General features: G+C 50.2%; 14 protein-coding genes and 2 pseudogenes. 6 read left to right on the plus strand and 10 right to left on the minus strand.

The features are described 5' to 3' along the window. Positions 1-181: 181 nt before the first annotated feature. From ydgH to folM, 3 genes are all read left to right on the plus strand, one after another. The gene (ydgH, locus tag G8S19_RS11565; protein ID WP_124021763.1) at positions 182-1126 is read left to right on the plus strand and encodes a DUF1471 family protein YdgH; all 945 of its coding nucleotides are present in this window, start codon (positions 182-184) and stop codon (positions 1124-1126) included. Positions 1127-1313: 187 nt separating this feature from the next. After that, positions 1314-2696, plus strand: coding sequence for an amino acid permease (locus G8S19_RS11570; RefSeq protein ID WP_253685209.1), 1383 nt, complete (start codon positions 1314-1316; stop codon positions 2694-2696). Positions 2697-2733: 37 nt separating this feature from the next. Next, positions 2734-3456: a dihydromonapterin reductase gene (gene folM, locus G8S19_RS11575; RefSeq protein ID WP_061067866.1), complete on the plus strand. Its 723-nt coding sequence runs from the start codon at positions 2734-2736 to the stop codon at positions 3454-3456. On the opposite strand, the gene G8S19_RS11580 is transcribed toward folM, so the two are convergent. After that, complete coding sequence (locus tag G8S19_RS11580; RefSeq protein ID WP_005121178.1) at positions 3453-3788, minus strand: GlpM family protein; 336 nt, start codon at positions 3786-3788, stop codon at positions 3453-3455. The two genes, folM and G8S19_RS11580, sit on opposite strands and share 4 nt — an antisense overlap. 126 nt (positions 3789-3914) lie before the next feature. On the opposite strand from G8S19_RS11580, the gene rstA reads away from it, so the two are divergent. After that, positions 3915-4649, plus strand: coding sequence for a two-component system response regulator RstA (gene rstA, locus G8S19_RS11585; RefSeq protein WP_162926026.1), 735 nt, complete (start codon positions 3915-3917; stop codon positions 4647-4649). An 84-nt stretch (positions 4650-4733) separates the two neighbouring features. On the opposite strand, the gene G8S19_RS11590 is transcribed toward rstA, so the two are convergent. The 7 genes and pseudogenes from G8S19_RS11590 to G8S19_RS11620 all read right to left on the minus strand — a co-directional run. Further along, entirely contained in the window at positions 4734-5762 is a 1029-nt protein-coding gene (locus G8S19_RS11590; protein ID WP_048211731.1) for a HoxN/HupN/NixA family nickel/cobalt transporter, read from the minus strand. A 121-nt stretch (positions 5763-5883) separates the two neighbouring features. Beyond that, positions 5884-6726, minus strand: coding sequence for an aminoglycoside phosphotransferase family protein (locus G8S19_RS11595; RefSeq protein ID WP_253685211.1), 843 nt, complete (start codon positions 6724-6726; stop codon positions 5884-5886). A 44-nt stretch (positions 6727-6770) separates the two neighbouring features. Beyond that, positions 6771-7295, minus strand: coding sequence for a hypothetical protein (locus G8S19_RS11600; protein WP_048211733.1), 525 nt, complete (start codon positions 7293-7295; stop codon positions 6771-6773). Between the two features lie 41 nt (positions 7296-7336). Continuing rightward, complete coding sequence (locus tag G8S19_RS11605; RefSeq protein ID WP_200036910.1) at positions 7337-7681, minus strand: DUF1294 domain-containing protein; 345 nt, start codon at positions 7679-7681, stop codon at positions 7337-7339. Positions 7682-7791: 110 nt separating this feature from the next. Continuing rightward, a pseudogene (locus G8S19_RS11610) lies at positions 7792-8282 on the minus strand (transposase); the annotation flags it as partial. Positions 8283-9651: 1369 nt separating this feature from the next. Continuing rightward, entirely contained in the window at positions 9652-10035 is a 384-nt protein-coding gene (locus G8S19_RS11615) for a hypothetical protein (RefSeq protein ID WP_233612869.1), read from the minus strand. Then, a pseudogene (locus G8S19_RS11620) lies at positions 10028-10421 on the minus strand (DDE-type integrase/transposase/recombinase); the annotation flags it as partial. The pseudogene G8S19_RS11620 and the gene G8S19_RS11615, both read right to left, overlap by 8 nt. Before the next feature lie 354 nt (positions 10422-10775). Between G8S19_RS11620 and rstB the strand changes: the two are divergent. Beyond that, entirely contained in the window at positions 10776-12077 is a 1302-nt protein-coding gene (gene rstB, locus G8S19_RS11625) for a two-component system sensor histidine kinase RstB (RefSeq protein ID WP_199981985.1), read from the plus strand. A gap of 73 nt (positions 12078-12150) precedes the next feature. Beyond that, the gene (tus, locus tag G8S19_RS11630; RefSeq protein WP_124021759.1) at positions 12151-13080 is read left to right on the plus strand and encodes a DNA replication terminus site-binding protein; all 930 of its coding nucleotides are present in this window, start codon (positions 12151-12153) and stop codon (positions 13078-13080) included. Here tus and fumC read toward each other — a convergent pair. Together fumC and fumB are read right to left on the minus strand one after the other, a co-directional pair. After that, positions 13077-14480, minus strand: coding sequence for a class II fumarate hydratase (gene fumC / locus G8S19_RS11635; RefSeq protein WP_048211737.1), 1404 nt, complete (start codon positions 14478-14480; stop codon positions 13077-13079). The genes tus and fumC overlap by 4 nt on opposite strands. A 141-nt stretch (positions 14481-14621) precedes the next feature. Then, the gene (fumB, locus tag G8S19_RS11640) at positions 14622-16268 is read right to left on the minus strand and encodes a class I fumarate hydratase (RefSeq protein WP_048211738.1); all 1647 of its coding nucleotides are present in this window, start codon (positions 16266-16268) and stop codon (positions 14622-14624) included. Positions 16269-16446: the final 178 nt, after the last annotated feature.

Below are 16446 nucleotides of genomic sequence, written 5' to 3' on the forward strand. Positions count from 1 at the left end.
TTAGCCGCCAAACGCCGAATTTTTAGACATATCACTAAATGTTATCGATGTTGTTAGCATGGGTGGCACGATGAGTGAAAAATCACGCAGACACTGACACAATTTAAATGCAATAATCAGCCACGTTTCTAGTCAATAACAATACCAGTACCTGGTTTGCGCAAGGCGAAGGATTATTTTTATGAAGCTTAAGAACACTCTCCTGGCGTCCGCTCTTCTTTCTGCGACTGCTTTTTCTGTAAATGCAGCGACAGAATTGACGCCGGAGCAAGCAGCTGCCCTGAAACCCTATGACCGCATTGTGGTTACCGGTCGTTTTAATTCTATCGGTGATGCGGTAGACGCCGTATCCCGTCGTGCAGATAAAGACGGTGCAGCCTCCTTTTATGTTGTTGATACCTCAGATTTTGGCAGTGGCGGTAACTGGCGCGTCGTCGCCGATATCTATAAAGCCGACGCTGAAAAAGCAGAAGTCACCAAAAATCGCGTCATCAACGGCGTTATGGAATTACCGAAAGACCAGGCTGTTCTGATTGAACCTTTCGATACCGTTACGGTTCAGGGTTTCTACCGCAGCCAACCTGAAGTAAATGATGCCATCACCAAAGTGGCGAAAGAAAAAGGGGCTTACTCTTTTTATATCGTACGCCAGGTTGATGCCAACCAGGGGGGTAACCAACGTATTACCGCATTCATCTACAAAGAAGATGCGAAAAAACGTGTTGTTCAAAGCCCTGATGCGATCCCTGCCGATTCTGATGCCGGACGTGCCGCGTTAGCAGCCGGTGGCGAAGCCGCGAAGAAAGTTGAAATCCCAGGCGTGGCAACAACCGCGTCTCCGAGTGCCGAAGTGGGTCGTTTCTTCGAAACTCAGTCAACTAAAGGCGGACGTTACACTGTCACCCTGCCTGACGGTACTAAAGTTGAGGAGTTGAACAAAGCTACCGCCGCGATGATGGTGCCGTTCGACAGCATCAAGTTCACCGGTAACTATGGCAACATGACCGAAGTCTCTTACCAGGTTGCTAAACGTGCAGCGAAAAAAGGTGCCAAGTACTACCACATTACCCGCCAGTGGTCGGAACGTGGTAACAACATGACCATCAGCGCCGACCTGTATAAGTAACAGACAGTTGTAACAATAAAAGGCGGCTTTATGCCGCCTTTAGCATTTTTAGTCACAAATCTGCCTATCCCCATTGCATGCGCTGTCTTCTCTCCGTAAAATCCCGCGCCTTGAGTCGCTTTCACCATTTTTATGCGATTTGCCAAAATAATTATTCTCTCACTCTCGTTTTTGTAACTGGATACAAATGGAAAAGAAATTGGGTCTGAGCGCACTGACGGCGCTGGTTCTAAGCTCAATGCTTGGCGCCGGTGTTTTCAGCCTGCCACAAAATATGGCTGCAGTAGCCAGCCCGGCAGCGTTATTGATTGGTTGGGCGATTACGGGCGCGGGGATCCTGCTGCTCGCGTTTGCCATGCTTATCCTGACGCGTATCCGCCCGGAACTGGACGGCGGTATCTTTACCTACGCGCGTGAAGGCTTCGGAGAACTGATCGGTTTCTGTTCCGCGTGGGGGTATTGGCTGTGCGCCGTTATCGCTAACGTTTCCTATCTGGTTATCGTCTTTTCCGCACTTAGCTTCTTTACCGATACACCTGCGTTGCGTCTGTTTGGCGACGGGAATACCTGGCAGTCTATTGTTGGCGCATCGGTACTGCTGTGGGTCGTGCATTTTCTGGTGTTACGTGGTGTACAGACAGCCGCCAGCATTAATCTGGTGGCGACGCTGGCGAAGCTACTGCCGCTTGGCCTGTTTATCGTTCTGGCATTTATGTTATTTAAGCTCGACACCTTTAGCCTGGACTTTACCGGTGTGAAACTGGGTGTTCCTGTCTGGGAGCAAGTTAAAAACACCATGCTTATCACCCTGTGGGTGTTTATCGGCGTGGAAGGCGCTGTCGTGGTGTCCGCTCGGGCGAGGAACAAACGCGATGTTGGGCGCGCGACACTGCTGGCAGTACTTTCCGCGCTTGGCGTCTACCTGTTGGTGACCCTGCTTTCTCTTGGCGTGGTCGCACGCCCGGAACTGGCTGAGATCCGCAACCCATCAATGGCTGGTCTGATGGTTAAAATGATGGGACCATGGGGCGAAATCATTATCGCCGCGGGTTTGATTGTCTCTGTCTGCGGCGCCTATTTGAGCTGGACGATTATGGCGGCGGAAGTCCCATTTCTGGCATCCACGCACAAAGCATTCCCGCGTATTTTTGCCCGTCAGAATGCGCGAGGTGCGCCATCTGCATCACTGTGGCTGACTAACATCTGTGTACAGGTCTGTCTGGTGCTGATCTGGCTCACAGGTTCTGACTACAATACGCTGCTGACTATTGCCTCAGAGATGATTCTGGTGCCCTATTTCCTCGTCGGCGCATTTTTGCTGAAAATAGCGACCCGACCAATTCATCAGGCTGTTGGTGTCGGTGCATGCATTTATGGCTTATGGTTACTGTACGCGTCAGGTCCGATGCACCTGCTGTTGTCCGTGGTGCTGTATGCTCCGGGGTTGCTGGTTTTCCTTTATGCCCGCAAAACTCACGCGCATGACAACGTATTAAAACGCCAGGAAATGGCTTTGATCGGCCTGCTTCTTGTAGCAGCTGTTCCAGCGACCTGGATGCTGATGGGTTAAATAGTTGACCCATCGTTTGCGACTCATGGAGATCTCGATGGGTAAAAAGCCCGCTTTGCCAATACTTATCACCGGAGGGGGCCGTCGTATCGGTCTCGCCATCGCGTGGCATTTTCTGAATCAAAAGCAGCCAGTGATCGTCAGTTACCGGACACACTACCCGGCGATTGATGGCCTGCAAGAGGCGGGGGCACAATGTATTCAGGCTGACTTCGCGACCGACGAAGGCGTCCTCGATTTTGCCAGGGAAGTGAAAGCCCGTACCGAAGGTTTACGCGCTATTGTGCATAATGCCAGCGCCTGGCTTGCCGAAAAACCGGGGCTGCCGCTTTCTGAGGTGCTGTCCAGCATGATGCAGATCCACGTGAATACCCCTTACCTGCTTAATCACGCGCTGGAAGGCCTGCTGCGCGGACATGGGCATGCGGCCAGCGATATTATCCATTTTACTGATTACGTCGTAGAGCGTGGCAGCGACAAGCATATTGCCTATGCTGCCAGTAAAGCTGCTCTGGATAATATGACCCGCTCATTTGCCCGCAAACTGGCCCCGGAAGTGAAAGTTAACGCAATCGCCCCCTCGCTAATCCTGTTTAACGAGGGTGACGATGCAGAATATCGTCAGCAGGCGCTGAATAAATCGTTGATGAAAACCGCACCCGGTGAAAAAGAAGTCATTGATTTAATAGACTACCTGTTTACCAGCTGCTTTGTCACCGGCCGTAGCTTTGCCGTTGACGGTGGTCGCCACCTGCGCTAGTGCAGTTTTATCCAACAAAAGATCAGCAACCACGCGCTCAGGCTCCAGCAGACTACCGAGCCAATGAGCGCGACGGGTAAACGCATAAAACCGGTGAAGTACCACAGTGAAATGAGGTAGACAAAATAGGGAATAATCGACCACATGCTGAATACAATCGTTGTACGCAGCGCCTCGATCCCACGTTCACTGGCCACAATATAGTGGGCAATCAACGCAAAGGTTGGGAACAACGGAATTAATCCGGCAATATAGTAATTCTTTGTTTTAGCCAGCAAGCCAATCAACACCACCACCAGCGCACCCAGCGCCGCTTTTACTACGAGCCCCATCGTTTTGCCTTAACACATCAATAACATCAGCCTCTAGCATAACGGAAGCGTTCTCGTTTAGAAAAGATTAATGGAAGGAAAAACGATGGCGGTGTATGTTGGCGTTTTATATTCAAAATGAATGATATGAACACCATCGTATTTGTTGAAGATGATCCCGAAGTAGGTTCGCTGATTGCGGCCTATCTGGCCCGGCATGATATTGAGGTTATCGTTGAACCTCGTGGTGATTTGGCCGAAGAGAAAATTCTGCAAGTGCAACCCGATCTGGTGTTGTTAGATATTATGCTTCCAGGTAAGGACGGTATGACTATTTGCCGTGATTTGCGTGGGCGCTGGCAAGGTCCAATTGTCCTGCTGACTTCGCTGGACAGTGACATGAACCATATTCTGGCTCTCGAAATGGGTGCCTGCGACTATATCCTGAAAACCACACCACCGGCAGTACTGCTGGCTCGCCTGCGCCTGCATTTACGCCAAAACGAACATTCAGCCCAGGCTAAAGGGATTCAGGCTGCCACCATCACCCCGCACACCACTCTGCGTTTTGGCGCACTGACCATTGACCCAACGAATAGGTCTGTGCTGCTCGGCGGTGAGCTGGTCGCCCTCTCTACGGCGGATTTTGAGTTACTTTGGGAACTGGCAACCCATGCCGGGCAGATTATGGACCGTGATGCGTTGCTGAAGAATCTGCGCGGCGTAAGTTACGACGGTATGGACCGCAGTGTCGATGTCGCAATTTCCCGGTTACGTAAAAAACTGCTCGATAACGCGACTGAACCCTATCGAATCAAAACGGTACGCAACAAAGGTTATTTGTTCGCGCCGCACGCCTGGGACGACGAATCTCAGAAATAACCCACCGGATGAGGCGCATAACCTATCGCGTGAATGCAACTCAACGTGACAGCGTCACGTTGAGTTGCATACCGATTTTCTACCTCAACTGAACGTCAGACCGTCATATTTTTTCCAGCGGTAGTTCAACGCGGAAATAATCCAACAGGCAATAAAAACGCCAATAATGACAAACCCGACGTTGCCCATGTGGTCACTTAAGTTACTGACCGTGTCCCACAGCCCGCCCTGTAACGAAAAAGCATCAGACAGCAGGCCCAACCCCTCCAGTCCACCGATAAACAGCGCCACAATCACTGAGGTTCCGGTAATGGTCATATTGTAATACAGCTTACGCTGCGGCTTATTGAATGCCCAACCGTAGGCCTCAACCATCAGAATACTGTCTAGGCAGTCAATCAGCGCCATACCGCAGGTAAACAGCGCCGGGAAGACTAAAATGGACCAGACAGACATCCCGTTGGAGGCGCTTGAAGCCGATATGCCCAATAACGAGATTTCAGTCGCGGTGTCAAAGCCCAGGCCAAATAAGAAACCAACAAAATACATGTGCCAGTCTTTCCCAACCAACCTGAAGGCTGAGCGGAATAGCCAATTCAGCGGACCTGAAACCGTGACATCTTCCGTGGAGAGATCATAAATACCGGTACGTTTCAGATGGCGGAACGCCTTCCAGACCTGACAGAAAATGATGAGGTTGATGGTAGCCAGAATCAGCAGAAATGCGGCAGAAACGGTGGTGCCGATAATGCCACCAATATTCTGAAACCATACCATATGTTGCTTAAACACGCTGGTGGTCAGAGCAATACCCATACTTGCCAGCACGACGATGGTGGAGTGTCCCAGAGAAAACCATGCCCCCGTCGTCAGCGCGCGTTTGTTTTGCTGCATGAGCTTTCGCGTCGCACTATCTATGGCCGCAATATGATCGGCATCGACTGCATGACGCAAACCATAACACCACGCGATCAGGCTCAGCGCCAGAAGTGACGTATTATGCCGAAACGCGGTGAATGCCCAAAGCCAGGCGACTATGTTTGCTCCGATGAGAAAAACCACCAGCAATATGAGGTTTGGCCGTTTTTTTATTAATGAATACAACGAAGTCATTATTTCCGGCCCACTCGTTTTGTAATAAACAACACAACATCACCGCCGTTCACTGATAGATTAATAAAACGTTTACCAGCCTAATGATAACGTTTAAGAATTACCAGCCCAGTGTCTTAGATCAAAGTTGCCTGCTCTCTTCGTCCAGTTCAGCAATCGCTAACTCCGCGACATGCAAGGTTATCGCCGCATTTTCCCCATCCTCCAGAAACCATGCAGAAGATAAACCACACCATGCGGCTATCCACATCAGCAGTCGCTGTCGTTCAATCCCGGCTATCTCAGAGACAAGTTGCACGCGTTGCTTAAAAATGTTTGGGTCTGTCGCGATAGCAACACAGGGATCGGCAAGGTCAGGATTCGTGAATATATTGGCGTAATCAAACCCTCGCTCACCCAGTAGTCCCTTGGGATCAATTGCCAGCCAGCCTGCCGGGCCAAAATCGAGGACATTGCCGTGGTGTAAGTCACCATGCAATACGACCTCATTCTGAGGAGATGAGAACAATTCGTTTGCGATCTCTGCACAGCGCGTCATAACTCCACCATAGATTTTCGCCGCTGGGGCAAGATCGCCAAACCAATGATGTAGCGGCGTTAGCGCGGGTGTAGACGTATTTTGCGGGAGATGGAGACGGCTGGCAGTATGGCAAATAATGCGACAAACCTGCGCATCTTTGCCAGAGCGGGACATGTCAGCTAAAGAACTCGACCCTGTCGCTCGTTCTAACAGAATCGCGCCATCAGCATGAGCAAGCACTCTCGCTGCGCCATTCCCGCTCCACCAAACCATCAGCTCGCCGCCATTTCGTTCACTATCATCGGTGGTGAGTTTGAGTATCGCTTTTTGTCCATTTCTAATAACGGTAACGGGCAAAAGCTGCGATGTGTGCGTTGCAATCTGTTCGCCATCAGGAGTGAGTCCCCATCGGCTGAGCCAGCCATTGACTACAGATTTATCCAATGCGGCCTCTTATTTGATTGTGCCTTGAGGCGAAAAACATATTGTTACTCCACTTTATAGGGAAATACATGAACAACGTTGCCTGCCAGTAGATACACTCCAAGACTCTCGGTTCTTTGCTTAACTTCTTCAAAAGGAAGTTGCGAATCGGGCTCGCGTCCTCCCCAAACCAGCAGCCCATTGTTGGCATAATGTTCCATGAACTCCAGGGTTTTGCCATTTTCAAGCGCAATAACCACCCTGCTCCCTTTTAGCGGTTGCAGGGAACCGTCATCATCTGCAATAAACATCTCTGTTACACAGGAATCAGATTCTTTGATCGGGAGCGGTGAAACAATCATGCCATTGGCCGCTACCGGTTTGAAATCCAGTTGCGAGGTCTTCACTTCTTCTGACGTTTGATACGGAATTCTGCCGCCCCAAATATGGATCCCGTCAGGGATTCCCTCCGGTAACGGTTGTGGGCTACCAGCCAGTTCAAGCGATTTGCCATCAGCAAACTCAACAACAATACTGCGACCATTTTGTAAGGCTAAATCGCCATTCTGGTCGATAATATAGATCTTCATATCATCCTGTCTCCGCTGTTTTTGATACTCGTGATTGATGCTCAGGAAGATGAAAATGCTAAGAGCCAATAAACAGCTGCCATCGCTGAAACACTCAATAAAATACTGATTATGAAATAGGTTTTGAATGGCTGTTTTTGTGTTTTATGACGAAAAAGTTGTTGGCCCGCAATCGCGCCAGGCCACCCGCCCACCACGCCAAACACCAGCAAAGTGGATTCTGGCACTCTGCGCCAGTCCTTACGCGCCGCCATTTTATCTGCGCCGTAAATCACCAGCGTCAAAACATTAACAAGCAGGCACCACATGACCAAGGGATGTGGGGTGAATATACTGCCTGACGCAGCCAAAATCAGTAGCAAGTAACAGAAACGATTGAGGTTCATTTTATTAGTTGTGTGGAATAGATCAGAATGCATCAAAGCCGCATTATACGTCATACATGCCAAAGCGCCGAGCGGAGGATGGCAATGCAGAAATAGTGGATACAGTGTAATATCGGAACGCCATTCTGGGTCAGCATTTCAGCCAGAGTGCGCGCCCCTGCTGAGCCCCGGCTCCGGTTCCACGCCGGCGTACTTCGCTGTACAGCCTCACTCGCGCCGGATTGACAGTATCGCGTCGTTTTCGCCTTCTCGCCAGTGCCGGTAACTGCTACGGTGTATTTCCAGTGCGGAACAAAGGCTTACTACCGTGTGGCTGTCACTCAGTCTGGCGGCTATCGTGAACCGTTCAGTGAGTCGGACATCAAGAGTGCGGTAGCCTTTTTTAATATCGTATTCTGTTCCTCCTGACGCTCTCGCCTGAGCTAACGAACCCAACGTTCAAGCGTGGTAGAACCGACATTCATTGCTTCACTGGCTTGTCGATTGAGTAGCCCTTATCAACAATCAGCTGTGCACATGCCAGCCTGAACTCAGGGGTGAAAGTACGCTTAGTTTTCTTGTTCATTAAGCCACCTGTTTTAGGTAGTGGTGAGAATATCACTTTTAATCAGGTGGCCAAATTTACTGTGCCACTACAACTGGCTTCTGGTTTCTTTTTCTGCGCACTCTTGCGCGTTTTAATATACCTGCGCACGCTGGAATTCCTGCTCCAGATTTTTCCAGTCCATTTTCGGCATAACATCACCAAATAATCATTGCTCAACGTCTATGCAGGGCAATAACCACTATTTTACAGGCCGCATTCCATTTTTTGACTACCAATATATTCATAATAAAAATATTAGATATACTAATGATGAGTTAATTTCATGTTAAATCATGTTGTGTAATCACAGCTATCAGTCCACTCTCTAATCTGGAGAAAACAACAACAGCTTGCCAACCGGTTACCGGGGATGATGATGTCCATCCCCCGGCCTTTTAATCATTTCGTAGATTGTCGCACTCTGCTGTTCACTCATACTACTATCAGCATTAATACAGACACTGGGGCTTGCGGTCTCGTTTATGTTGGCAGCAATAGAAACACGCTTAACGCGTTATCGTTCGCCGACGTGGATTCGGTGTGCCAAGTATTTTCAGTATGGGCGGTTAATGCAGAGCAATTGAGAGTCATGTAAGCAAATGCTATAGCAGTATTCTTCACTGGTTGACGGCTAATTATGGAATTTGCAGAAAACGGGTATGAAAAAGCCCCGGCAGGGGAGTCGGGGCTAATTGAGTATGGTGCCGGGTGCCTCCCGGTGAGTCTTTGGACAGCCTCCGTGACTCGCACCAATTTTGGACCATGTAAAATTAATTACACTTTGCTGTTTATGCCCCACCGCTTAGGGGGATTCACCGCAAACACATTCTACTCAATTATCTTTTAGGTAATTTTAGCTATGGGTGCGGGTTTTTTACTAACCGCCCCACCTAAGCGAATTTCATAATGGCAATATCGGTCAATTTATTCACATCAAAATATTATACACGTCATGCAAAGTTAATTTCATGTTAAATAAGACTATAAATCATCACCTGTTGAAGCACTATCTAACCGAGAAAGATTATAATATTTTATCCAACCAGTTACCGAAGATGATAATTCTTATCCTCTGGATGTTTTTGTCAAAATCATTGATAACTCATTTCCACTATCAAACCTATCCGCAGATGAGCTTCACAATAGCTATTACTGCGAGATGCCTGTACTAAATATCGCCACTTCGATCGCCCACCTATCATCCCAGTGGATGGACGACTTACCGCCGCGTGGTTCCAGCTTAGCTATCCGGGGATCGAAGATTTTGATAGCCGCTTCTGTGCTCATTTTTATTTCTCACTAACCTGCTTTGGCCGCGAACGTTATCTCATAAAAAGGAGCGGTTGCTTGCAGTGTTGCAAAAAGTGAAATGTAGTACAGACTGTCAATTCATACTCAACCAGAATGACTCCTGACAAACATTATAAAAATTCTTCTTCATTGGCCTGATTTCCTGCCCTGCCGCATCTATCACTTCCCAACAAATCCAACATTCAGGGCAAACATCATTGGGATGTTGTGTAGCTTCAAGTTCATGAGTACAGCGGATTACCACACCACTATCGTGTCTCCATTCCATGGTTATAGTCTCAACCTCAGCCAAATCATCGCATTCACAAGATTCTTGAATACAAATTACTTCCTTTCCGCTTTTAATAGCATTCACATAATACGCCAAATCAATCATATCTTTTCGTCGTAAAAAAACATTAGTGGCAAAGAATATACCCCTATACAGCCCCGTAAGCAGCACCGCATCCGTAACCATGGCTTGTGTACTGACTACCTTGGTCAGAATGAGCCAGCACCTGTTTTTGGGGATTACGTCACCACACGGCCATCAAAGCGCATTCAGAACAATATCTTTTGTCATCCGGGGTTGCATTGACCAGCCGATAACTTTGCACGAGAACAGGTCAACAACGACGGCCAGATACAGCCAGCCTTCGTGGGTTCGGATGTAGGTTATGTCCGTTACCCAACGTTCATCCGGAGCTTCCGGGTTGAACTGCCGCTGGAGCCTGTCGGGTGTCACGATACTGACTTCACCTTTACGCGCTCGTGGGCTGCGATACCCGACCTGAGCCGTTATCCCGGCACACTCCTTCAGCCGCCACGCCGGTTGATCCCACATTGTTTCCCGCTATCTCGCAGGATGACTCCGAGGTGTCTGTTAAACCTGTGGCGATTCACTGCTAATTCGATAAGCTCACTCTGGAACACAACCATAAGGCGTTCTGGCGTGCGCCGCCGTCGCCCATAGCAAACCCGGCATACTTATGTATGCTGGATGCTCTCCGCTGGAGCCAACCCTGCGTTTATTGCAAATCAGATGGGTCATGAGAATGCAGAAATGGTTTATACAGTGTACTCTGCCTGGATAAACGCGCTTGATGGTGATCAAATAGCCTTTCTGAACCAGCGCATCAGCGGATACAACTGTGTCCCCCTGGTGCCCCCAGAGGGAAACGCGCAATAGCTAACATATTGAACATTGAGTGATTTTTCATGAAAAAGCTGTTTGTGCAGTTTTATCTCTTATTGTTTGTCTGTTTTCTGGTGATGACCCTGCTGGTTGGCCTGGTGTACAAATTCACCGCAGAACGTGCGGGCAGACAGTCGCTCGACGACTTGATGAAAAGCTCGTTGTATCTGATGCGCAGCGAATTACGCGAAATCCCGCCGCGTGACTGGGGAAAAACCCTGAAAGAGATGGATTTAAATCTGTCTTTTGATCTTCGCGTAGAACCGTTGAATAAATACCATCTGGATGCTCCCACCATGCAGCGCTTACGGGAAGGCGATATCGTTGCGCTCGACGATCAGTACACCTTTATTCAACGAATTCCACGAAGCCACTATGTACTAGCCGTCGGCCCGGTACCTTATCTCTATTTCCTGCACCAGATGCGCTTGCTGGACGTCGCGCTGATGGCCTTCATTGCTATTTCATTAGCCTTCCCTGTGCTGATCTGGATGCGCCCACACTGGCAAGAGATGCTCAGACTGGAGGCCGCTGCGCAGCGTTTTGGTGAAGGGCATCTTAATGAGCGGTTGCACTTTGACAGCGGATCAAGCTTTGAGCGCCTGGGCGTGGCGTTTAACCAAATGGCAGACAATATCAATGCCCTGATTGCCAGTAAAAAACAGCTGATTGACGGCATTGCCCATGAGCTTCGCACACCGCTGGTGCGATTGCGTTACCGCCTGGAAATGAGCGATAACCTCACCGAGCAGGAATCGCAGGCGCTAAACCGCGATATTGGTCAACTGGAAGCGTTAATTGAAGAATTGCTCACCTATGCTCGTCTGGATCGGCCGCAAAATGAGCTAAAACTCAGTGTTCCGGACCTGCCTATGTGGCTAACAACCCATCTGGAAGATGTACAAAGCGTCAATCCCGATCGTGCGGTACGCCTGCGCCATCTTCAAATCGGAGACTACGGCGCACTGGATATGCGTTTGATGGAGCGTGTGCTGGATAATTTGTTAAACAACGCTCTGCGTTACTGCCAGTCTACTGTGCAAGCCAGCCTGCAACTCAATGGGAGTCAGGCAACGCTTATCGTCGAAGATGATGGACCCGGCATCGCGCCAGCTGCGCGCGAGCAGATTTTTGAACCGTTCGTTCGTCTGGACCCCAGCCGTGACCGGGCGACAGGTGGCTGCGGACTTGGCCTCGCCATCGTCCACTCCATTGCTCTGGCTATGGGCGGTACTGTGGTCTGTGATGAAAGTGAACTCGGTGGTGCCCGCTTCTCCTTCAGTTGGCCTGTCTGGCATAACATACCTGAATTTTCAGCTGCCTGACCTACACCGCTCGGTGGTCAGGTTGAGTGTCTTGTGCTATAAAAAAGTATGTTGTAACTAAAATGGTAAGCCTATGTCTCGCTATGATCTTGTCGAACGCTTAAACGGAACCTTTCGCCAGATGGAACAAGAACTGGCACACCTCACCGGGCAATTGCAACAGCAGGCGCTGCTGATTGCTCGCGTGTTCTCGTTGCCGGAAGTGGTGAAAGAGGCAGAACACGCGCCACTGGAAACCATCGACGTTAAACAGCACTTGGGTAAAGAGGCGGAAACCCTGGCACTACGCCACTTTCGCCACCTGTTTATTCAACAGCAGTCCGAGAATCGCAGCAGCAAGGCGGCTGTCCGCCTGCCGGGGGTACTCTGCTATCAGGTGAATACCGGCACACAAGTCGTGCTGGAAGAGCAAATACAACGTATTAATCAGCTTAAAACCACCTTTGAGCGTATTGTCACCGTAGATTCTGGTCTGCCATCGGCGGCGCGTTTTGAATGGGTGCACCGCCACCTACCGGGGCTGATTACGTTGAACGCCTATCGGACGCTAACGGTCGTCAGAAATCCGGCTACCCTGCGATTTGGCTGGGCCAACAAGCATATTATTAAGAACCTGACACGTGATGAGGTACTGCAACAACTGGAAAAGAGCCTGACATCACCACGCAGCGTGCATCCGTGGACACGCGAAGAGTGGCAGGCCAGGCTTGAGCGTGAATACCAGGACATCGCTGCCCTGCCACAGCAGGCAAAATTGAAGATCAAACGCCCGGTCAAAGTACAACCCATCGCCCGAGTCTGGTACAACGGGCAGCAAAAACAGGTGCAATATGCCTGCCCGACGCCATTAATTGCGCTAGTAAATAACGAAAACGGCATGACGGTGCCGGATATCGGAGGATTACTGAACTACGATGCTGACAATGTTCAGCACCGTTTTAAACCTCAGGCGCAACCGTTAAGACTGATTATCCCACGGCTGCACCTGTATGTAGCGGATTAACGACCCGGTCGCATGCTACCGACCATCAGTTCCGGGCGGACCCAGCTGTCGAATTCGACCTCGGTTAAATATCCCAGCGCCAGGGCTGACGCTTTTAAGGTCAGTCCTTCTTTATGCGCCTTTTTAGCAATCTCAGCCGCTTTATCGTAACCGATATGGGTGTTTAGCGCGGTTACCAGCATCAGTGATTCGTTGAGCAGCTGATCAATGCGTTCACGATTTGGCTCGATCCCTGTCGCACAGTGTTCGTTGAAGCTTTCCATACCATCAGCCAACAGGCGAACCGATTGCAGGAAGTTGTGGATAACCATCGGGCGATAGACGTTCAGTTCAAAATTCCCTGACGCCCCGCCGATATTAACGGCAACATCGTTACCCATAACCTGACAGCACAGCATAGTCAGGGCTTCACATTGTGTCGGGTTAACCTTACCCGGCATGATGGAACTGCCCGGCTCATTTTCAGGAATAGAAATTTCGCCAATGCCGCAGCGCGGACCGGATGCCAGCCAGCGTACATCATTGGCGATTTTCATCAGCGATGCAGCCAGGCCTTTTAGCGCGCCGTGAGCATGAACCAGGGCATCGCAGGTGGCGAGCGCTTCGAATTTATTCGGCGCGGTGACAAAAGGTGCAGAGGTCAACACAGCCAGTTCATCCGCAACCCGCTCGGCATATTCCGGGTGGGTGTTCAGCCCGGTCCCTACCGCCGTACCGCCCAACGCCAGTTCAGCAACGTGTGGCAGACTATGTTCAATATGCTTCAGGTTATGTTCCAGCATGGCCACCCAGCCTGAGATTTCCTGACCCAGCGTCAGGGGCGTCGCATCCTGTAAATGGGTTCTGCCGATTTTGACAATGTCGGCGAAGGCATGCGATTTTTCACGTAACGTGGTGGTCAACACATTCAGTTGAGGGATCAGATGCTCACGCAAAGCCAACAGCGCGGCGACATGCATTGCCGTGGGAAAAACATCATTTGAACTTTGGCTTTTGTTGACGTCATCGTTCGGATGTATTTTTCGCTCCATCCCCCGCACGCCGCCCAACAATTCGCTGGCCCGGTTTGCCAGCACCTCATTCATATTCATATTGCTTTGCGTGCCGGAGCCGGTCTGCCAGATAGCCAGCGGAAACTCATCACGATGTTTGTCTGCCAGAACCTCGTCTGCAGCCTGCATGATGGCGGAGGCTTTTTCCGCAGCCAGCAACCCCAAATCCTGGTTAACCTTCGCAGCGGCCCGTTTAGTCAGCGCCAACGCGTGGATCAGCGAAACCGGCATTTTCTCTGTTGAAATGCGAAAATGCTCCAGCGATCGTTGCGTTTGCGCGCCCCAGAGTTTATCGGCCGGGACATCGATCGCACCCATTGAATCATTCTCGCGGCGTACCGTTACCATTACCTGCTCCTTATATTAACGATTGATTAGGTTATGTTTCGACATTGCCCACTTGCATTGGTCTTATGAGTATTAACGAGGAAAAAACTGTCGTTTGGTGGTTCGTGCGGTAAAAAAAACCGCCCCGTAGGGCGGCTGACGTTACTTAACGCAGCGTGCGCACTGCGACGTCTGAATTTGCTGGAAGAAATCGTTTCCTTTGTCATCCACCAGGATAAACGCCGGGAAATCTTCCACTTCAATTTTCCAGATGGCTTCCATCCCCAGTTCGGGATATTCCACGCACTCCAGACTCTTGATACTGCCCTGAGCCAGCACGGCCGCTGGCCCACCAATGCTGCCTAAGTAGAAACCACCATGTTTATGGCAAGCGTCAGTAACCTGCTGGCTGCGGTTTCCTTTTGCCAGCATGATCATACTCCCGCCCGCGGCCTGAAGCTGGTCAACATACGAGTCCATACGTCCGGCAGTGGTTGGACCAAGCGAGCCAGATGCATAACCTTCCGGCGTTTTTGCCGGTCCGGCGTAATAGATTGGGTGATCTTTAACATACTGCGGCAAACTTTCGCCGTTATCCAGACGTTCTTTCAGTTTCGCATGCGCTATGTCACGTCCAACGATGATCGTACCATTCAGCGACAAGCGGGTAGAAACCGGATATTGCGACAACTGTGCCAGGATATCCTTCATCGGACGGTTCAGGTCGACACGCACGGCTTCGCCTTCGCCTGCCTGACGCAGTTCTTCCGGGATATATTTGCCAGGATTGTGTTCGAGCTTCTCAATCCAGATCCCTTCACGGTTGATTTTGGCTTTGATATTACGGTCAGCAGAGCAAGAGACCCCCATACCGACCGGACACGACGCGCCGTGACGCGGCAGGCGGATTACACGGATATCATGAGCAAAGTACTTTCCGCCAAACTGCGCGCCCAGCCCTAAATTCTGTGCCTCAATCAGCAGCTCTTTTTCCAGCACCACATCACGGAATGCCTGGCCATGTTCGTTACCTTCGGTCGGCAGCTCATCATAGTATTTCGCCGACGCCAGTTTCACCGTTTTCAGCGTGGCTTCTGCGGATGTTCCACCGATCACAAACGCGATGTGGTACGGCGGGCAAGCTGCTGTTCCCAGCGTACGCATCTTCTCCACCAGGTAATTTTTTAATTTGCCTGGCGTGAGCAGCGCTTTGGTTTCCTGGTACAGATAGGTTTTGTTCGCCGAACCGCCGCCTTTGGCAATACACAGGAATTTATATTCATCGCCGTCGACGGTATACAAGTCAATCTGTGCTGGCAGATTGGTACCGGTGTTCACCTCTTTGTACATATCCAGCGCGGCGTTTTGTGAATAGCGCAGGTTATCTTCGATGTAGGTGTTATAAACCCCACGCGCCAGCGCCGCTTCGTCACCGCCGCCAGTCCAGACACGCTGTCCTTTTTTACCCACGATAATCGCCGTGCCGGTGTCCTGACATGTCGGCAGAATGCCCTTTGCCGCGATATCAGAGTTACGCAGGAATTGCAGGGCGACATATTTATCGTTTTCGCTGGCATCCGGATCACGCAGAATGTCTGCAACCTGCTGCTGATGAGCAGGACGCAGCATAAACGATGCGTCATGAAACGCCTGGCGAGCCAGCAAAGTTAAAGCCTCAGGCGCAACTTTGACAATCTCCTGCCCTTCAAATTCGGCAACGGAAACATGGTCGCTGGTCAGCAGATAGTATTCGGTATCATCCTTTTTGAGGGGAAAAGGATGCTGATAATGAAAGGGTTTGTTTGACATTGTGCTCTCACTTACTGCTCGGTCTGGTTATTCTCTGGGCAGATGTTCCATTGCCCTGCTTCCCTGCCGCAGATCGGATTGTAGAAGATATGGCTTTCTGCAACCAGAATTACTCAGGGTATTAAAAGCGAGTCACCATATCCTACACAATTTTTTAACAAAAACTGAGACTAGTACG

The organism is Citrobacter sp. SX206 (assembly GCF_024181025.1).
Classification (GTDB): Bacteria; Pseudomonadota; Gammaproteobacteria; order Enterobacterales; family Enterobacteriaceae; genus Citrobacter; species Citrobacter youngae.